The organism is Spirosoma jeollabukense (genome assembly GCF_054777855.1).
Map to the genome: position 1 here is coordinate 145,329 of NZ_BAAHAD010000005.1, position 18,620 is coordinate 163,948.

Genomic DNA, 18,620 nt, shown 5'->3' on the forward strand with positions numbered 1-18,620 from the left:
TTTGGACTATGTTAATACTGTTATCGCCATTATGCAGGACTGGGGCTTGAAAGATTTGTAAATTTAACGTAGTGAAACTTTGAAAGTAGGAAAGACAGAAAATGAGTTACTTATTGATTTCACTTAGAAGTTCATTGAATTTTCTGTATATCGCTTTCCTTCTATACTAAATGATACTCTCTTATCCTTTACTTTCTCGGTTGAACTTAATTCAATGTATTCATCCACTCTTGTAATAGAATGATTTTTATTTAAGTCAAATATCGTTGGAAATATAAATGGAAGAGCCTGTAATTTAATTCCAATTTTTTCTTTTGCGCTGTATGGAATTAAAGTTTGGAAAGCGAAATTCCCATATGAGAGCACTAAAATAGAATGTGGGACATTTTTAGTACAATTATTTTTTCTGACAAGTATTGAACAAAATATTTCATTGGAGCTTATAGTGAAAGGGTATAAAGAAAATAACATAAAAGGCTTTATATTTGATTGAATGCTTTTATCCATTAACCATACAATTGTATTTTTGTAGTTTTCTAAATCTTTTTCAGGAATAATGCTTAGCCCAATTTTAATTAAACATCTATATATGAGTTCAGGAATATGAGATGGTAAAATTATTTTAAACTCTAAATTTGAATACTCAGAATCTGATAAAATTTGATCAGAAAAATCACTGATAGAAATTATTCCATTCTGATTATTAATTTGAGGCTGATTGCTGGATTTAAATTTAGGCGCATTATTGCCTTTTGATTTTGTTCCAGCTATTACGTTAAAAGGTAGCATAAAATTTGCTAGCTCGCTTTCGAATTCACTAAAATAGTTGTTACAAGTATCACACTCAAATTTTGCAAGTAAGCATTTGTTGCCAATAAATTCCGGTATTGCGTGTGCAATTTTCCTAAATTTAACATGGGGGAAAGATTTTCCACAAAATCTGCATTTATTTTCAATAGAACCCTTTAGGAAGTTCTTATCCCCTTCTCTGTTAAATCTTTTAATTACTAAAAAATCGTAATCATGCTGTAATTCTGAAATTGCTTTTATTGCATCTTCATTTATTGGATAATCAGCAATAATTTCCATAAATTATATTTGTATTTTATATTAAGTCCAATAAATAATCGCACTTTGTAATCTATTGTTATTTACTGTAATCTATTATTTTTGAGTTAAAACTCTCTCACTTCCCCACTACGCTCAACTCCAGATGCGAGGGAGCCGCAGCCGATCGGAAAATGGTGTGCGTGGCTTTTTGATAATCGGTTTCTTTGGCCTCAAAAATGTTCGGCATAAACGTCTGGGGATTCCGGTCGATAATGGGAAACCAGGTGCTTTGGATCTGTACCATCATCTTGTGGCCTTTCTGGAAAACGTGATTGATCGTGTGCAGATCAATCGAATACATTTCGGTTTTATTCGGTTGAATGGCTTCCGGTTTTTCAAAACTCTTCCGGAACCGACCCCGAAAAACATCATTCGCCACCATGAACTGATAGCCGCCCATGGCTGGCTCCTTTGGGTAATGAGCCGGATAGACATCAATCAACTTGATAACCCAGTCGGCGTCGCTGCCGGTGGTTGCCGCAAATAATTTGGCCAACACCTCGCCCGTCACCGTTATGTCCTCCTGAAGTGCATCGGTTTCCCACGAAAGTACATCCGGTCGGTTATGCACAAATCGCTGATCTTCCGTAAGCCAGGTGCGCCAGCGAGACCCCGGACCGTAGGTTGCTTCAATGGGGCGCGTTCGGTAGGGAACGGGTTTGGCGGGGTCCGATACGTAGCTATCGGCGCCGGCTGCAACGTTGGGCGCGTTGAAGGATAATTTGCCGTTTGCCTGAAAATAGAGATTGCGTTTGGTGGCTTCGTTGGGCGGCCAGGTTTCGTAGCGTTTCCAGGTATTTGAGCCCGTCTGGAAGGTAACAGCTTCGGCAAAATTTCCCGACCCCTTCCCCTTTAGATAATAGGCAAACCACGGCGCCTGAATCTCCTTTCGGAACGTAACAGATGTGGCCGTATCGAACTTGATATTGCCCAATGACCGGCCATCACTCCGCCCCCAGCCGCCATGGTTCCAGGGGCCAGCCACCAGAAAATTTTTGTGCGATTTGTCCTGCTTTTCCCAAAGCTGATACGCTTTCAGCGGGCCGTAAAAATCTTCCTGATCCCACCAGCCCGCTACGTTCATGATGGGGATTTTTGGGCTGTCGATGCGGGAAATAAGCGATTGTTTCTGCCAGAATCTGTCGTAATTCGGGTGTTTCACAAAGTCGTTCCAGGTGGGTAATTTCTCCTTGAAATACAGCTTGTTAACATTCGAAAGCGGCCCTAGTTTCAGGTACCAGTCATACGTATCATAACTGGGGAAGGGAAACAGCGAGTCCGTTTTGGTCGCTTCCTCCATGAACGCGTACTCAAATCCGTAACTCAGCCGAAACGCACCATTGTGGTGAAAGTCGTCGCCCAGAAACATGTCTGAAGGCGTCGCCTGTTCCGAAACGGCTACCAGGGCCGGGTGCGGATCAATGGCCGCAATAGCGGTAGTCCAGCCTGAATACGAAATGCCATACATGCCTACCTTTTTATTATTGTTAGGCACATTCGCCAGCAGCCAGTCGATGGTGTCATACGTATCCGTGCTCTCGTCGATGGCTTTTGGGTCTTCTTTGTTGCGGCTGAATCGTTGCATCTCAAAAGTGCCTTCCGATTTATACCGTCCCCGAATGTCCTGATAGACAAAGATGTAGCCATCGTCGGCCATATCTTTTACATACGGTATACGATCCGGACTGTCGGTTTCACTGACGCCATACGGGGTGCGGGTCAGCAGAAAAGGTACTGGTTCCTTACTGGTTTTAGGCGTATAAATAACCGTATTCAGCCGAACACCATCGCGCATCCGTATCAGGACTTCCCTGCGTTCGTAGGAACTGGGTGCCTGGGCGATTGATGGCATTGATAAAAGCAGAAAAAGTCCAGGGAGCCAGCGGGAAATGATTTTCATGGAGTGAAGCGTCTGTGCGTGAGGGAATAAAGATAGAAAACATAGCCACATCATCCCTATGAATCACCGGATAGCTTTTTGGTAAGGCCCTAAATTTCTAAATTTGACCATTAGAACGGATGCAACCCAGCGATACACGGCGAATAAACAGAGTTTCACTGAGTTTTTTCATTTCTCAGAAATCTATCCCGGTGTATCTCCGTATTTCCTCCGTATATCTCTGTATTACAATTTTCTTTATTCCCGAAGCTATTTTGATTCCTGCCGTTGACGCCCTGTTGAAAGACATCCGTAATAAGCGGATTGCCCCCGTTTACCTCATTCACGGCGACGAGCCATTTTACCTGGATCGTATTGCTGACGAACTCGAAAAAGTGGCTGTACCGGTTGCTGAGCGGGGATTTAATCAATTTGTCCTGTTCGGGAAAGATACCGATGCCGGGGCGGTGCTGAACTATGCCCGTCGCTATCCGTTCATGGCTGAACGCCAGTTGGTACTTGTCAAAGAAGCCCAGCAGATGAACGGTATCAATGACAAATCGACCCAGACCTTGTTTGAAGATTATGCGCTGAATCCATTACCTAGTACCATCCTGATGCTTTGCTACGTCAAAGAAGAGGGAAAGCCAGCGCTCGACGAGCGGAAAGCCTGGGTAAAAGCCTTTGGTGCGAAAGGCAAACTGTTAGCTGTCAAGAAGCTATACGATAATAAAATTCCAGACTGGGTAGGGGAGTACTGCCGCGAACAGGGCGCAAAGGTCAGCCCCAAAGCCTGCCAGCTGCTGGCCGACCACATTGGCAATGATCTCAAACGACTGGCCAGCGAGATCGACAAGATTCTGATCAACCTCCACGTTGGCGAAGAGATTTCGGCGGCTACGGTTGAGCGGTTAGTGGGGATCAGTAAAGAATACAACGTATTTGAATTACAAAAGGCCCTCGCCCAGCGCGATGTTGTGAAGGCCAATCAAATTATTGACTATTTTGGGCGCAACCCAAAGGACAATCCACTGGTGGTGATTCTGGCGCAGTTATTTGGTTACTTTAGTAAAGTGTTATTGGTGCAAGCCTCTAAAGATCAGACCGATAAAGGATTAGCTCCTTTGTTGGGCGTCAATCCATTTTTTGTGAAAGATTACCTCTCGGCCGCCCGTACGTTCCCGTTGCCCAAGGTAGCCGCTATCATTCAGGCCATCCGTCGGGCCGACGCCCGGAGTAAAGGAATCGACGCACCCACCATGACCGAAGGCGATATCCTGCGTGAGCTTGTTTTTGAGGTGCTCCATTAATGGTTTTGAACGTAGCTAGGTAGGGTGCAACAAGATTGTAGGCCTATTAGTAGTTAATTAAGACTACATCAAACAATTCGGTGCTGTATACGGTACAAGTAGGACCTACTAGTAGGAAAGTATGCCCATTGCCTAATACGTTGACACGAATGAATACGGATAGAGCCTGGATTGCCCTTTTGGATGAGGATGAAGATGATTTTCTTTTCTGGCGGCATGGATTTCAACGCTGGGCGGGTGAAGTAGACCTAAAATGGTTCAGGTCTGCCGAAGCGTTTTTGTTAGCAACGGCAACGGGGCCTAAGCCTATGGCAGTGGTGCTGGATGGAGTTGTACCTACAGGTGAAGAAGAAGCTTGGTTAAGCAAGTTTTTGGTCAATGATTGCTGCCTGAACACGCCCGTTTTTATGCTCGCTGAGCAGTTTAACGAAGCCGACCAGCAAGCCTATCAGGCACTTGGCGCGACAGGTTATCTTTGTAAACCAATCAATCGGGATGAATTGCAACGTATCGTTATTAAACTAATTGGTTACCAATCCACGGCTTCCGGAAGCCCTAAATAGCGTCACTTGATGTCATTATTTGGTCGCCAAGACAGAATTGAGAATATTTGTGGTAGTTTAAACCAGGCCATGAAGTATCTTTTCTGCTTATTTATCACCCTTACCGTCTTCTCATTGGCGCTAAACGCTCAATCCATACCGCCTGGCGCGACGGGTATTGAATTGACCACTACGTTAACCGACTCTACCTTGTTTGAGTCAGTTCAGGCCTATCTGGAGAATGAAGGGTTTACGATAGAAAAAGCCGATGAAGAGGCCGCTACTATTGTTACCGAATACAAAAATGTCTACGGCGAAACAGAGATACGGATAATGGCGAGCATTGAAAATAGCGTGGTTATGTTTACTGCTCAGGGCACCTTCGAAACAAAGGGCCAGCAGTTTGAAGATGAACCACTGGCCAATGAAGGTCCAGAGGATGAATCCATAAAAGGCGGTTTTATGGCCTTCAATGGAATCATTAACCGATATGCGCAAACGCTTGAGCAAGCGACATTAGAATATACGCTACCCTAACTTGTCGGTTTGTAATGAAGTCGGGCTTCATGCCCGAATCCAACTTACTACATCATGTTAAGACGTGTGAAAACTGAGGTATTGCTACTGCCTTTATTACTCGTAGCTTTTTCCTGCGGTGAACCCAGTAAAGAACAACTTCAGGAACGGATTGATCAATCAATTTTAAGCTACTTTAACGATTTCAATGATTGGCTTGCCTTAAAGGATAAGCCTATGATCTATGAAGTCAAAACCACTGATTTTAAACGGATCAATGCCGCTGGATCACCTTCATCTGGACTTAAAAGTGATGTGTCCCACGAGGATGCTCTGTATTATACAACGACAATTGTTACAAAAACCGTTGATAGCTTAGTGATACAGGATACAATTCATTGCACACTGGATAGAAGTTTTAACGTGATCGCTTCTACGGGTTTGTCAACTAATAGACGGTATCCCTGATCGTACTGAAATCTACACTATGGAGGCCTTAGTACGCTTTCCATTATCTCGACGGTAGCCAACGACGTTTTTTTAGGTTCGAACGTTAGTCCTACCTAACCGCCCAAATCACCTGTAGCCATCCGACCGCGTTACGTATCGAAAAGGCGCTCCTTACCGATATAAATCTATTTTTCAGACTTGCCTGGTTCTATTTTATATAGATAACCCGACCGTGAAATTGCGTTTGATTGTGTCTGGCTAATGGCGGTGAGAAGAAAAACACGGAACTGAGCAGGAAATCTAAAGAAAAGGAAGGCTACTTTTAGGCGATGGCTTGATATAAGAGAAAGTAATGATTTTTACTAAATCCAGCCATGCCTGAAATGAAATAACGCTTAACCAATTGATAAACAATTAATTAAGCGTTATCTGAGTAGCGGGGAGCAGGATCGAACTGCCGACCTTAGGGTTATGAATCCTACGCTCTAACCATCTGAGCTACCCCGCCGTGTTGATGCCACAAAAGTAAGGAAAAATTGGCTTAAGACAAAAAACATCGTTGACTTTCGCAAAAAAAATCGTTTACCTTTGCTAATATCGCCATTTATAAAGTAGCTCGAACTATGGAGAAAATAAAATTTATTACTGAATACGAACTCCGGGCATCTCCAAAAATGCTTTTCCCGTATATCAGCACGGCGTCGGGTCTATCACAATGGTTTGCCAGTAAGGTAAATACAATGCCTGAACAACGGTTCGATTTTCAGTGGGACAATGAAAGCCACATTGCCCGGCAAGTATCCATGCGACAGAATAAAGGCGTTCGCTTTGAGTTTTTAGATACGGCTGAGCCAGGTACCGACAACAACTACGTTGACTTCCGGGTTGATCAGAGTGAATTGACACAATCAACGTTTCTACGGGTTACAGACTATTCATCCACAACGGACCAGGAAGAGCTCAAAGATCTGTGGGATGGCCTGATGGATAAACTGAAAGAAATCGTTGGAAGTTAAAGTTTGTTAATGGGTAATGGAAAATGAACCGCACGGGCGGCCCCGAATGTATAATGTGATTGACGGCTTATAGAAAAGACATTATCCATTTTTCGTTTGCATTATACATTTTTAATGAAGAAGATAGATAAGTTAGTGCTCGGCTCGTTTTGGGGGCCGTTTTTTTTAACCCTGGGCGTCGTCATCTTTATATTTCTGATGCGACTGCTGATGTTCTACATTGACGAGTTTGTCTCAAAAGACCTCGATCTGGCTACCTTCGGCCGCCTACTCTTCTACTTTGCGCTCTTAACCATTCCGACTGCCTTGCCACTGGCGGTGTTGCTCTCCTCACTGATGACATTTGGGAATCTCGGTGAATTCTTTGAGCTGACCGCATTGAAAAGTGCCGGTATTTCGCTTACCCGAGCTATGCAGCCACTGCTTGTCGTGGCGGTTGGCATCAGCGCTTTCTCATTCTGGTTTAATAATTCAGTTGCACCCTGGGCTAACCTCAAGGGGTATAGTTTACTTTATGATATCAAAACGGCCAAAGCTACGCTAAACCTGAAAGAAGGTATTTTTTATAATGATTTGCCGGGGTATAGTATTAAGGTCGACCATAAAGTTAAAGCCGCTAAAGGGAGTGCTACCGGCGATTTATTGAAGGGGCTGATCATTTACAAACAATCAACGAATGGTCTTGAGTCAGGCAATCGAGAGATTATTCTGGCCGATTCGGGGCGTATGTATACGGATAAAGACCGCACATACCTCGTTTTTCAGCTATTTAACGGCAATGATTATCAGGAATATTCAGACAACACCATTAGTTATACCAGCAGCGGGGGGGGCGCTCAGGGTGCCCAGTTTATGCGAAATGGGTTTAAAGACTATCGACTCGTCATCAGCCTTGAATCGTTTGGTATTAAACGTACCGACGAGAATCAGTTTGAGTACCATGAGTACATGAAAAATCTCAGGGAACTCTCTACCCTGACCGACTCATTACGTAAAGATTATAACCGGACAAGCTTAAGCGTGGCCGGTACATCGCGTCAATACTATAATTACCAGTTTAAAGCGGATGCCGTGCTCCGGCAAAAAACAGTGAAGGATGGAAAATGGGTGGATTCGCTCTTGAAAAAACGAGCCGTATCCCGTCCCGAATTAATGCAGATGGCGCTGAGTCAGGCGCAAAATATCTTGTCATACTCAACGTCGAACGTAACGTACCTGAGTGAAAAAGAAAAGAATGTCTGGAAATATCAGTTAGAAAGTCATCACAAATTCACACAGGCCATCTCGGTCTTTGTTATGTTCCTGATCGGCGCATCCATGGGGGCAATTATTAAAAAAGGGGGATTTGGGCTACCCGTGCTCGTTTCCATCGTGTTTTTCATTGCTTTATACGTATTAACGCTTGTCGGCGATAAGTACGCGAAAGAAGGCCTGCTGTGGGTGCCTATTGGTGCCTGGATGGCTAATCTGGTCTTGTTTCCCGTTGGCTTATTTTTGATGCAGCGTGCCCGACATGATTCACGCTTATTTGATAAGGACGTATACACGATTGCCTGGGAACGATGGAAACGCAGATGGGCTGATCGTAAAAGTCGTCGGTCAATGGTTGTTAGTTAACAGAGGTTTATAGGCCCCAGTAGAAAAACTAAAGGCTATTGACTAATGACTTTCGACTATTTTTACTACCTTTGCACCCGAATTCATTTTTTTACTTAAATAAGCTGTCTGAAGATGTATCTAACGACCGAAAAAAAACAGGAGATATTCTCCACCTCGGGCCATGCCAAAAGCGCAACGGACACCGGGTCGGCCGAATCCCAGATCGCGCTGTTCACCTACCGGATCAGTCATTTAACTGAACACCTGAAAGTCCACAAGCACGATTACGGCACCCAACTGGGTCTTTTGAAATTAGTTGGTAAACGTCGGCGGCTGCTGAACTACCTCCTGAAAAAAGACATCATGCGGTATCGGGCCATTCTGGCCGCGCTGGGACTACGGAAGTAATTGGGTCAGCCCATGAAAAAAAGGGAATCTGCTACACAGTAGATTCCCTGATTTTTGTTGTTTCAACAGGAGCGTAGTGCCAGTAAGTGAAAAAAGAGTAAAAAGTAAATCAGGCTACCCGGTTTGCCGGGCCGCCAGAGCGGTTTAAAGCTGTAAGAGGACGTATCAAAATCTGTTTTATGTTTGAAATAACCACGCAATCCGTTGCGCTGCCCGACGGGCGGGAAATTACCATCGAAACCGGAAAACTGGCCCGTCAGGCCGACGGAGCGGTGGTTGTACGGTTGGGCGACACGATGTTGTTAGCCACCGTCGTATCGAGTAAAGACGCGAAAGAAGGCGTTGATTTTCTCCCCTTATCCGTTGATTATCAAGAAAAATTTGCCTCCGCCGGGCGTATTCCTGGAAGCTTTCAACGGCGTGAAGGCCGGTTGGGCGACCATGAAATTCTCATTAGCCGTTTAGTTGACCGCGCCTTGCGGCCAATATTCCCCGATAATTACCACGCCGACACACAGGTGATGATTACGCTGATTTCGGCTGATCCCGAAGTTCAGCCGGATGCACTGGCAGCTTTGGCGGCATCGTCCGCATTAGCTGTATCGGATATTCCGTTCAACGGGCCTATCTCTGAAGTGCGTGTCGCGAAAATTGACGGGCAATACAAGATCAACCCAAAAACGACCGAGCTGGCACGGGCAACCATTGACCTGATTGTTGCCGCTACCGAAAAGGATATTTGTATGGTAGAAGGCGAAATGAACGAATGTTCTGAAGCCGAAGTCGTTGAAGCGCTGAAGATCGCTCACGAAGCTATCAAAGTACAGTGCCAGGCACAAAAAGAATTGACCACTAAAGTTGGTAAGACCGAAAAACGTCAGTATAACCACGAAACGCACGACGAAGAACTTCGGGCGGCTGTTCGGGCGGCTACGTACGATAAAATTTATGCCGCGGTCAGTCAGCAGAACCCAAGCAAAAAAGGACGTTCCGCAGCGGCCAAAGCCATTCGCGACGAGTACATAGCCTCCTTCCCTGAAGGCTCCGACGTAAATGTTGGCTTGATCAAAACCTATTTCCATGATCTGGAATGGGAGGCATCGCGCCGGTTGGTACTTGATGAACGGGTTCGTCTGGATGGCCGGAAGCTGGATCAAATTCGCCAAATTTCGGCTGAAGCGGGGTATCTGCCAGGCCCGCACGGATCTGCCTTATTTACACGTGGCGAAACCCAGTCACTTACGACGGTAACGCTGGGTACCAAAACAGACGAGCAGATTGTCGATCAGACGATGTATCAGGGCTATAGTAAGTTCCTGCTACATTATAATTTTCCCGGTTTTTCAACGGGTGAAGTGAAACCAAATCGGGGTGCTGGCCGTCGCGAAATCGGTCATGGAAACCTGGCCCACCGTTCCTTGAAAAAGGTGTTGCCGGCTGGTGACGAAAATCCGTACACGATCCGGATTGTGTCCGATATTCTGGAGTCAAACGGTTCGTCGTCAATGGCAACTGTTTGCGCTGGTACCATCGCGCTGATGGATGCCGGGATCAAAATCAAGGCACCCGTAGCCGGTATTGCCATGGGCTTAATTTCCGATGGAGACAAATATGCGGTGCTGTCGGATATCCTCGGCGACGAAGATCACCTGGGTGATATGGACTTCAAGGTAACCGGTACCGAAAAAGGTATAGTTGCCTGCCAGATGGACTTGAAAGTTGATGGTTTATCCTACGAAGTACTTGCTCAGGCACTGGAGCAGGCACGCGTTGGTCGTTTGCACATTCTTGGCGAAATGATGAAGGGTATTTCTGAAGTTCGTTCCGATCTGAAACCACACGCTCCACGGGCCATGGTTATCAAGATCGATACCAACCAGATTGGCTCCGTCATTGGACCCGGTGGTAAAGTCGTTCAGGATATCCAGAAGGACTCTGGCGCCGTCGTCAATATTGATGAGCACGACAACGCAGGCTGGGTCAGCATTTTTGCGACCAGCAAAGAGAGTATGGACAAAGCCGTATCGCGTGTGAAAGGCATCGTTGCCGTTCCTGAAGTGGGCGAAACGTACGTTGGTAAAGTAAAGACAATCCAGCCCTTCGGCGCGTTCGTCGAGTTTATGCCGGGTAAGGACGGACTTTTGCACATTTCCGAGATCAAGTGGGAGCGTCTGGAAACCATGGATGGCGTCTTACAGGTAGGGGAGGAAGTGACAGTAAAGTTGATTGACGTGGATAAAAAGACCGGAAAGTACCGTTTATCGCGTAAAGTTTTGCTGCCGAAGCCAGAGAACAAAAATGCGTAAGTAATTGTTACTTTTTCGTGTAATGCAACGTCAAAGGTTCGCGTTATACATGACTCCACCGGGGACAACGTATCATGAGACAGCTAAAAATTTCAAAACAGATTACCAACCGCGAGAGCCAGTCGTTAGACAAGTACTTGCAGGAGATTGGTAAAGTAGACCTGCTTACGCCCGATGAGGAAGTAACGCTGGCCCAGAAAATTCGGGAAGGTGACCAATTGTCGCTGGAGCGGCTAACGAAAGCAAACCTGCGCTTTGTGGTGTCGGTGGCTAAACAATATCAGAATCAGGGACTTTCGTTGGGCGATTTGATCAACGAAGGTAATTTGGGCTTAATCAAAGCGGCTCAACGGTTCGACGAAACGCGCGGATTCAAATTTATCTCCTACGCTGTTTGGTGGATTCGCCAGTCGATTCTTCAGGCGTTGGCTGAGCAATCCCGGATTGTTCGTTTGCCGTTAAATCGGGTAGGCTCGCTTAACAAGATATCAAAGACATTCTCAGACCTCGAACAGAAATTTGAACGGGAGCCGTCGCCGGAAGAATTAGCCGCCGTGCTGGAAATTTCGGCGGCTGAAGTGGTTGACACCCTGAAGATTTCAGGTCGTCATGTATCGATGGATGCGCCATTTGTGCAGGGAGAAGAAAACAGTTTGCTCGACGTACTCGAAAATGATGGTGAAGACAAGCCTGATTCAGGCCTGATAAACGATTCGCTACGTAAAGAAGTGCAACGGGCCCTGTCGACGTTAACGCAGCGTGAGGCTGATGTTATCACGCTTTATTTCGGGCTTAATGGCGAACATGCCATGACGCTTGAAGAGATCGGTGAGAAGTTCAACCTGACCCGCGAACGCGTTCGGCAGATAAAAGAAAAAGCCATTCGTCGGCTGCGCCATACCTCACGGTCGAAGGCACTGAAGACGTATCTGGGCTAAGATTCCTGTTTGTAATGTATGTGCAAGACGGCTTCTGCGAAAGTAGAAGCCGTTTTTGTTTTACTCCCCGGTAAGGGTAGCGCCAAGAGTCCGGTTTTAGAGTAGAGTGGTAACGTTCCCGGCAACGATTGCGTAAAAAAAGGTATAGACCTTCTTGAATAAGTACTGATTTAGCAATCACTTTAGGGTATTATTGGCAAGCTGTCAGGCTCATTAGTACCTGCTTATATCAACGGTCACATTCTCTTTCCTTTTTGAAAACAATGAAAATAATTGCTGGAATAGCCTTGTTCGTTACGTCAATTGCCTTTGACGTAGCGCCTGCGTTGCCCGATGGCCCTGGAGTGAATTTGTCCGGTGCACCTGACATTCGTGATCTGCCAAAAGTACAAATGCCTGCTTTTCGGAAAGATACTCTGACGATCAGTACGTTCGGTGCTGTTGCGGATGGGGTAACGATGAATACGTCGGCGATCAATAAAGCGATTGAGCAATGCAGTCGCGGTGGCGGGGGCGTCGTTCTGATTCCGTCCGGCTTATGGCTGACTGGACCGATTACTCTCAAAAACAACGTGAACCTACACCTGGCGACCGGAGCCCTGGTACAATTCACCAATAAGCGAACAGAGTACCCACTGGTGCATACTACCTGGGAGGGTGAAGACGCTGTTCGGAATCAGGCGCCCATTTCTGGTACTGACCTCGAAAATATTGCCATCACAGGCCATGGGATTCTGGATGGGGCGGGTGATACATGGCGCATGGTCAAGAAAAGTAAACTAACCGCCGATCAGTGGAAAAAACTGGTTGCTTCGGGGGGTGTAGTAAACGATAAACAGGATGCATGGTACCCATCTGCTCAGTCACTTAAAGGCGCAATGACTACGATTAAAGCGGGCCAGGCACCCGCTTACTACGAAGACATCAAAGATTTTTTACGGCCTAATATGTTGAGTCTTACGCGTTGCAGGCGAATTCTCCTGGAGGGTGTTACGTTCCAGAACTCGCCTGCGTGGTGCTTACATCCACTGCTATGCGAAGACATCACGCTACGTAATGTCATGGCTAAAAATCCCTGGTATGCCCAGAACGGGGATGGGTTGGACCTGGAGTCGTGCCGGAATGGCGTCGTTGAAGGCTGTACATTCGATGTAGGGGACGATGGTATCTGCATCAAATCGGGGCGTGATGAACAGGGCCGCAAGCGCGGTGTTCCGACTGAAAATATTGTCGTGCGGAACTGCCGTGTCTATCATGCGCACGGTGGGTTTGTGATTGGCAGTGAGATGTCGGGCGGTGTACGGAACCTTTACGTATCGAACTGCACGTTTATGGGTACCGACGTGGGGTTGCGCTTTAAAACGACCCGTGGGCGGGGTGGGGTCGTGGAGAATATTTTCGTGGACGGGGTGGACATGACCGACATTGCAGGCGAAGCCATTCTGTTCGACATGTATTATGCCGCCAAAGATCCCGTACCGCAACAGGGAGAGAGCACTGAACTACCGGTCATTCCAGCGCAACCGCTATCGGAAGCAACCCCGCAGTTCAAATCGTTTCAGATTCGGAACGTGCGCTGCAAAGGGGCAGAAACCGCCATTATGATACGCGGCTTACCCGAGATGGCCGTGAAGGATATTTTAATCGAAAACGCCGTAATACAAAGTCGAAAAGGGTTTGTTTGTATCGAAGCTGACAATGTCCGGCTGAAAAATGTGGCCATCATTTGCCCCGTGAAAATCCAGAACGGCGGACCGCTAATCCAAATTCAGAACAGCCATAACCTGACGCTCGATGCCATTCGCTACGCCGACAATACCGATCTGCTTATGCACATCGCCGGTAATCGCTCGAAAGACATCAAGCTGTTGAATACCAATACGTCGCAGGCGAAGAAAACGGTAGAAACAACCACCGATGTTTCTGCTAACGTACTGACAATGAAGTGATACGTAGTATATAGGCTTATAAGCCGCTTTGTTCCCGCAGGATAGGCGAAGTCTGCAAGCGTTCTGATGAGGCTCGAATAACCATCCGGGTAGGAATCGTTATCCGACCCGGATGTATGTCTTTTTGCTTTCCTTCAATCTGATTGATCAATTGTTCCGCAGCCATCTGTCCAATTTCCAGCGCAGGCTGTTCCACAGTACTCATGGGGGGGGCCAGCAAATCGGCTACCGGGGTGTTTGTAAACCCAATGAGCGAAACCGTTTCAGGAATCGAAATAGCTCGCTTCTTCAAGGCGGCCAAGCAGCCGATGGCCAGCCGGTCACTGGCGGTAAAAAACGCGTCGGGCGACTGATCGAGTAAGGTATCGACGAATGGCTCTACGTCATTCTGGCCGAATTCTGTATACCCCACCAGGTTTTCATCATACGGAATACCATACTTCTCGAGCGCTGCCCGGTAGCCCGCCAGTCGTTCCTGTGTAATGGAAATATAAGGCGGTATGGTCAGGTGAGCGATCCGTCTTCGGCCTGTTTGAATCAGGTGTTCGGTCGCGGCAAAGGCACCCCCAAAATTGTCCGCAGTTACAAAAGTCGTATCCAGGTCTTTCGAAACCCGGTCGAATAGAACAATCGGCAGTTTCCGGTCCTGTAGTTTCCGCAGATGTGTCACATCCGACGTGCTGCTGGATAAGGAAATAAGCAGGCCATCAACGTTGCGGGCAACGGCTTGCTGCACCGTCGCTATTTCCCGCTCATATGATTCGTGGCTTTGAAAAATAATGACGTAGTACCCACGGCTATAGGCAATGGCTTCAATGCCATTGATGGCCTGTGAAAAGTAATTATTGGCAATCTGGGGGACAATCACGCCGATGACCCGACTTCGATTTTCCTTTAAACTAAGCGCAATCGAGTTGGGGCGATAATTGAATCGCTCGGCATATTCAGTGACCAGTCGTTTGGTTTCGGGATTTATTTCATAACTATCCCGCAAGGCCCGCGAAACAGTCGAGGTCGAGAGATTTAAGGCACGGGCAATATCTTTTATAGTGATGGTATCCAAGGTGTCTGATATTGGTAAAATACAAAAATTTAAATCAGTTGGTACGTATCAGTTATACGGGGCTGTCGACGGCTGCCTACTCGTTTTATGGGTCAATAGACCGTGAATTGAAATCCGGCAACGTTCCCGATAACGTTTGCGTGAATAAATATCTTTATTAATTTCTATATAAAAAACATCCTACTTAATCTTATAGAACCAATGACTGAATTAACCCAGTTGCCAGTTAACGCGACATCTGTAAAAAAGACAACTTTACCTTAGATCTATAACTTCCTGACGTAGCAGCATGCATGCGAATCTGCCGGTCGTGGACGTAACACTCGCCTACTGTATGAATCCTTTATCGTTTCAGGCGCTGCCATCAATCCAGCCAAGTATCCCGGTGAATCTGCCGTCCGCCCAGTTACAGGACTTACCTGAAAAGGTATTGCAGTTCGGAACGGGGGTGCTGCTCCGGGGCTTACCCGATTATTTGATCGACAAAGCGAACCGGCAGGGTATCTTCAATGGACGGATTGTTGTCGTGAAATCCACCGACGGGGGCGACATGACTGCGTTTGCCCGGCAGGATAATCTGTACACACTCTGTATCCGCGGGGTTGACAATCGGCAACTCATCGAGGAAAACGTAATCTGTTCCGCGATTAGCCGCGTATTGTCCGCCAAACAGGATTGGGATGAGGTGCTACGAGTAGCTACCAGCCCTGATTTACAGCTTGTCATTTCCAATACGACCGAAATGGGTATCCAGCTCGTGGAGGAAGCTATTCAGCAGGCGCCACCTGAGTCATTTCCCGGCAAGCTGCTCGCTGTGTTGTATGCCCGCTATCAGGCGTTCAACGGCGATCCAACGAAAGGGTTAGTCATTGTACCTACGGAACTCATCCCGGAAAACGGTACGAAACTGGCTGCCATATTACGGGAACTGGCGCACCGGAACAAACTGGAACCGGCGTTTATTAGCTGGCTTGAAAAAGCGAATACCTGCTGCAATTCATTGGTTGATCGCATTGTGCCGGGTCGTCCCGATACCGCTACATATCAGGCGCTGACCGAACAGCTTGGTTATGAGGATGAACTGCTAACCGTTTCGGAAGTTTATGCGCTATGGGCCATAGAAGGCAATAAACACGTACAAACTGTGCTCTCCTTCCATCGGGCTGATGAACGTGTGATTATTCGGCCAAACATTGACCAGTTTCGCGAACTGAAATTGCGGCTGCTCAATGGTACGCATACACTAAGCTGCGGGCTGGCGTTTTTGAGCGGGTTCGACACGGTCCGCGAAGCTATGGACGATGAGGTATTGTCGGCCTTTATGAGCAGTGTCATGTTAGGTGAACTCATTCCGGGTATTCCGTATGCTGTCGACGACAAAGTAGCGCAACGCTTTGGTTTTCAGGTACTGGACCGCTTCCGGAATCCGTACATCGAGCATCGCTGGCTGGCCATCACGATGCAGTATTCGGCTAAAATGCAGATGCGGAATATCCCGACCCTGCTTCACTATTATAAAAAGTTAGATTCGGTAACTCCTCGCTACGTATCGATCGGCTTTGCGGCTTATCTATTATTTATGCGGGCAGTCCGGCAGGAAAGTGGAACCTGGTTTGGCGAACGGGATGGAGAAACGTATCCGATTCACGATGCCCAGGCGGCCTACTTTGCCGACCTGTGGGCACGTCTAATACCCAGCGAAGTAGCTACTACTGTGCTCCGGAATACGGCTCTTTGGGGGCACGATTTAAGCCAGTTGCCGGGCTTTGCTGATTCGGTAAGTACTTACCTCGCCGACATGCTGGAGAACGGCGTAGTAGCTACCATTTCGGCTCAATTTGGGCATATTGACATCGTAACCAAATGAAAAACAACGTACTAAAGATACATCCGAACGACAACGTACTGGTTGCACTAACCGACCTTGAGCCGGGTGACCGGGTGCAAAATGAGGGTGCTTCCCTGATTGTTACGGAAGCCATTCCGGCCAAGCATAAACTGGCTATTCAGGCATTCGCCCCCGGTGATTCGATCACGATGTATGGGGTGCTGGTCGGGAAAGCCAAACATACCATTCCGGCGGGCGGGCGACTGACGACGTTCAATGTACAACACGCGACGAACAGCTATGACCTGAACGCGTCATCCTATCAGTGGATTCCGCCAACGGTCAACCAGTGGCAGAATCAGACGTTTATGGGGTATCATCGCTCCGATGGACGCGTGGGGACAGCCAACTACTGGCTAGTTATTCCGCTCGTCTTCTGCGAAAATCGCAACATACAGGTGCTGGAAGAAGCATTGGTAAACGACCTCGGTTACGGCCGACGGCATACCTACCAGCGCCAAACGCAGGAGCTGATGGCGTTGGTCCAGGCGGGTCATACCATTGAAGAGGTTCTACAGGCGGACCTCCAAACGACAGAACAGTCGTTAAGTGGTCAACTACCACTCTTTCCGAATGTCGATGGGGTGAAATTTCTATCGCACGATGGCGGTTGTGGCGGCACACGTCAGGATGCGCAAGCCCTTTGCGGATTACTGGCGGGCTATATTACCCATCCGAACGTAGCAGGTGCGACGGTGCTGAGTCTGGGATGCCAGAACGCGCAGGTGGGGATGTTGCAGGAGGAGATTCAAAAACGAAGTCCACAGTTCGATAAACCGCTGTTCGTGCTTGAACAACAAGCCATTGGCACCGAAGAATCACTAATTAGCCAGGCGCTCCGGCAAACGTTCGCCGGGTTGATGCAGGCAAATGCCTGTGTGCGGAAACCCGCGCCACTGAGTAAATTGACGATTGGGCTGGAGTGTGGTGGATCAGATGGGTTTTCGGGCATATCGGCCAATCCTGCCGTTGGACACGCATCCGATCTGGTTGTTGCCTTGGGTGGGGCAGTCATTCTGGCCGAATTTCCCGAACTCTGCGGGGTGGAGCAGGAACTCTGCGACCGCGCCGTCGATGCTGAAACGGCTAACCGGTTTAAGGAGTTGATGAACACCTACGCGCTGCGGGCCAAAGAAGCCGGATCGGGCTTCGATATGAATCCATCGCCGGGCAACATTCGGGATGGGCTGATCACCGATGCCATGAAATCGGCGGGTGCGTCCAAAAAAGGCGGTTCGTCGCCGGTAGTGGCCGTTCTCGACTACCCCGAACTGGTGACCAAACCAGGCTTGAATCTGCTCTGTACGCCGGGCAATGACGTAGAATCGACAACGGCCGAAGTGGCCTCAGGTGCGACGGTCGTTTTATTCACAACGGGCCTTGGTACGCCAACCGGCAATCCAATTGCACCGGTTATCAAAATTTCCAGCAACACAGCGCTGGCCAATCGAATGCCCGATATTATTGATGTTAACACGGGTACGGTTATCGACGGCGACGAAACGATTGAGCAGGCGGGCGAGCGGTTGCTGGCACAGATTATCCGCGTCGCCAGTGGTGAACTGGACGTAGCGGCCGTTCGCCACGGACAAGATGATTTTATCCCCTGGAAACGGGGTGTTTCGTTATAAAGAGTGAAAGAGCGG

15 protein-coding genes and 1 tRNA gene are annotated in these 18,620 nt (G+C 47.6%); 12 read left to right on the forward strand and 4 right to left on the reverse strand.

The annotated features are described in order from the left end of the window. Nucleotides 1-123: 123 nt before the first annotated feature. Together ACYVEA_RS20020 and ACYVEA_RS20025 are read right to left on the reverse strand one after the other, a co-directional pair. Nucleotides 124-1,089: an HNH endonuclease gene (locus ACYVEA_RS20020; protein ID WP_461115209.1), complete on the reverse strand. Its 966-nt coding sequence runs from the start codon at nucleotides 1,087-1,089 to the stop codon at nucleotides 124-126. Between the two features lie 97 nt (nucleotides 1,090-1,186). Continuing rightward, nucleotides 1,187-2,962, reverse strand: coding sequence for a CocE/NonD family hydrolase (locus ACYVEA_RS20025; RefSeq protein WP_461115210.1), 1,776 nt, complete (start codon nucleotides 2,960-2,962; stop codon nucleotides 1,187-1,189). Nucleotides 2,963-3,264: 302 nt separating this feature from the next. On the opposite strand from ACYVEA_RS20025, the gene holA reads away from it, so the two are divergent. The 4 genes from holA (at nucleotide 3,265) to ACYVEA_RS20045 (ending at nucleotide 5,825) form a co-directional block, all read left to right on the forward strand. Then, nucleotides 3,265-4,299 carry a DNA polymerase III subunit delta gene (gene holA, locus ACYVEA_RS20030; RefSeq protein WP_461115445.1) on the forward strand — a complete coding sequence of 345 codons (1,035 nt, stop codon included), beginning with the start codon at nucleotides 3,265-3,267 and terminating at the stop codon, nucleotides 4,297-4,299. 149 nt (nucleotides 4,300-4,448) lie between these two features. Beyond that, the gene (locus ACYVEA_RS20035) at nucleotides 4,449-4,862 is read left to right on the forward strand and encodes a response regulator (protein WP_461115211.1); all 414 of its coding nucleotides are present in this window, start codon (nucleotides 4,449-4,451) and stop codon (nucleotides 4,860-4,862) included. 69 nt (nucleotides 4,863-4,931) lie between these two features. After that, nucleotides 4,932-5,378 carry a hypothetical protein gene (locus ACYVEA_RS20040; protein WP_461115212.1) on the forward strand — a complete coding sequence of 149 codons (447 nt, stop codon included), beginning with the start codon at nucleotides 4,932-4,934 and terminating at the stop codon, nucleotides 5,376-5,378. A gap of 54 nt (nucleotides 5,379-5,432) precedes the next feature. Then, nucleotides 5,433-5,825 carry a hypothetical protein gene (locus ACYVEA_RS20045; RefSeq protein ID WP_461115213.1) on the forward strand — a complete coding sequence of 131 codons (393 nt, stop codon included), beginning with the start codon at nucleotides 5,433-5,435 and terminating at the stop codon, nucleotides 5,823-5,825. A gap of 416 nt (nucleotides 5,826-6,241) precedes the next feature. On the opposite strand, the gene ACYVEA_RS20050 is transcribed toward ACYVEA_RS20045, so the two are convergent. Further along, a tRNA-Met gene (locus ACYVEA_RS20050) sits at nucleotides 6,242-6,315 on the reverse strand. Between the two features lie 115 nt (nucleotides 6,316-6,430). Between ACYVEA_RS20050 and ACYVEA_RS20055 the strand changes: the two genes are divergently transcribed. The 6 genes from ACYVEA_RS20055 to ACYVEA_RS20080 all read left to right on the forward strand — a co-directional run bounded on the left by ACYVEA_RS20055 (nucleotide 6,431) and on the right by ACYVEA_RS20080 (nucleotide 14,023). Beyond that, on the forward strand, nucleotides 6,431-6,823 hold the full coding sequence (locus ACYVEA_RS20055; RefSeq protein ID WP_093822610.1) for an START-like domain-containing protein: 393 nt from the start codon (nucleotides 6,431-6,433) through the stop codon (nucleotides 6,821-6,823). Between the two features lie 114 nt (nucleotides 6,824-6,937). Next, nucleotides 6,938-8,440: an LptF/LptG family permease gene (locus ACYVEA_RS20060; protein WP_461115214.1), complete on the forward strand. Its 1,503-nt coding sequence runs from the start codon at nucleotides 6,938-6,940 to the stop codon at nucleotides 8,438-8,440. A 114-nt stretch (nucleotides 8,441-8,554) separates the two neighbouring features. Next, nucleotides 8,555-8,830: a 30S ribosomal protein S15 gene (rpsO, locus tag ACYVEA_RS20065; RefSeq protein WP_093822608.1), complete on the forward strand. Its 276-nt coding sequence runs from the start codon at nucleotides 8,555-8,557 to the stop codon at nucleotides 8,828-8,830. A 179-nt stretch (nucleotides 8,831-9,009) separates the two neighbouring features. Beyond that, nucleotides 9,010-11,136, forward strand: a complete 2,127-nt coding sequence (locus tag ACYVEA_RS20070; protein WP_461115215.1) for a polyribonucleotide nucleotidyltransferase — start codon at nucleotides 9,010-9,012, stop codon at nucleotides 11,134-11,136. A gap of 74 nt (nucleotides 11,137-11,210) precedes the next feature. After that, nucleotides 11,211-12,074: a sigma-70 family RNA polymerase sigma factor gene (locus ACYVEA_RS20075; protein ID WP_009282104.1), complete on the forward strand. Its 864-nt coding sequence runs from the start codon at nucleotides 11,211-11,213 to the stop codon at nucleotides 12,072-12,074. A 263-nt stretch (nucleotides 12,075-12,337) separates the two neighbouring features. Beyond that, complete coding sequence (locus tag ACYVEA_RS20080) at nucleotides 12,338-14,023, forward strand: glycoside hydrolase family 28 protein (protein WP_461115216.1); 1,686 nt, start codon at nucleotides 12,338-12,340, stop codon at nucleotides 14,021-14,023. A gap of 16 nt (nucleotides 14,024-14,039) precedes the next feature. Here ACYVEA_RS20080 and ACYVEA_RS20085 read toward each other — a convergent pair whose 3' ends face one another. Continuing rightward, on the reverse strand, nucleotides 14,040-15,086 hold the full coding sequence (locus ACYVEA_RS20085) for a LacI family DNA-binding transcriptional regulator (protein WP_461115217.1): 1,047 nt from the start codon (nucleotides 15,084-15,086) through the stop codon (nucleotides 14,040-14,042). A 334-nt stretch (nucleotides 15,087-15,420) separates the two neighbouring features. Between ACYVEA_RS20085 and ACYVEA_RS20090 the strand changes: the two genes are divergently transcribed. Together ACYVEA_RS20090 and ACYVEA_RS20095 are read left to right on the forward strand one after the other, a co-directional pair. Continuing rightward, on the forward strand, nucleotides 15,421-16,953 hold the full coding sequence (locus ACYVEA_RS20090; protein ID WP_461115446.1) for a tagaturonate reductase: 1,533 nt from the start codon (nucleotides 15,421-15,423) through the stop codon (nucleotides 16,951-16,953). Further along, the gene (locus ACYVEA_RS20095) at nucleotides 16,950-18,605 is read left to right on the forward strand and encodes a UxaA family hydrolase (RefSeq protein ID WP_461115218.1); all 1,656 of its coding nucleotides are present in this window, start codon (nucleotides 16,950-16,952) and stop codon (nucleotides 18,603-18,605) included. The genes ACYVEA_RS20090 and ACYVEA_RS20095 overlap by 4 nt, the downstream gene beginning before the upstream one ends. Nucleotides 18,606-18,620 lie beyond the last annotated feature (15 nt).

Bases quoted from the DNA above. Each gene is read 5' to 3' on its own strand.
- ACYVEA_RS20020 (WP_461115209.1), bottom strand. From the start codon at position 1,089: ATGGAAATTATTGCTGATTATCCAATAAATGAAGATGCAATAAAAGCA.
- ACYVEA_RS20025 (WP_461115210.1), bottom strand. From the start codon at position 2,962: ATGCCATCAATCGCCCAGGCACCCAGTTCCTACGAACGCAGGGAAGTC.
- ACYVEA_RS20035 (WP_461115211.1), top strand. From the start codon at position 4,449: ATGAATACGGATAGAGCCTGGATTGCCCTTTTGGATGAGGATGAAGAT.
- ACYVEA_RS20040 (WP_461115212.1), top strand. From the start codon at position 4,932: ATGAAGTATCTTTTCTGCTTATTTATCACCCTTACCGTCTTCTCATTG.
- ACYVEA_RS20045 (WP_461115213.1), top strand. From the start codon at position 5,433: ATGTTAAGACGTGTGAAAACTGAGGTATTGCTACTGCCTTTATTACTC.
- ACYVEA_RS20055 (WP_093822610.1), top strand. From the start codon at position 6,431: ATGGAGAAAATAAAATTTATTACTGAATACGAACTCCGGGCATCTCCA.
- ACYVEA_RS20060 (WP_461115214.1), top strand. From the start codon at position 6,938: ATGAAGAAGATAGATAAGTTAGTGCTCGGCTCGTTTTGGGGGCCGTTT.
- rpsO (WP_093822608.1), top strand. From the start codon at position 8,555: ATGTATCTAACGACCGAAAAAAAACAGGAGATATTCTCCACCTCGGGC.
- ACYVEA_RS20070 (WP_461115215.1), top strand. From the start codon at position 9,010: ATGTTTGAAATAACCACGCAATCCGTTGCGCTGCCCGACGGGCGGGAA.
- ACYVEA_RS20075 (WP_009282104.1), top strand. From the start codon at position 11,211: ATGAGACAGCTAAAAATTTCAAAACAGATTACCAACCGCGAGAGCCAG.
- ACYVEA_RS20080 (WP_461115216.1), top strand. From the start codon at position 12,338: ATGAAAATAATTGCTGGAATAGCCTTGTTCGTTACGTCAATTGCCTTT.
- ACYVEA_RS20090 (WP_461115446.1), top strand. From the start codon at position 15,421: ATGAATCCTTTATCGTTTCAGGCGCTGCCATCAATCCAGCCAAGTATC.
- ACYVEA_RS20095 (WP_461115218.1), top strand. From the start codon at position 16,950: ATGAAAAACAACGTACTAAAGATACATCCGAACGACAACGTACTGGTT.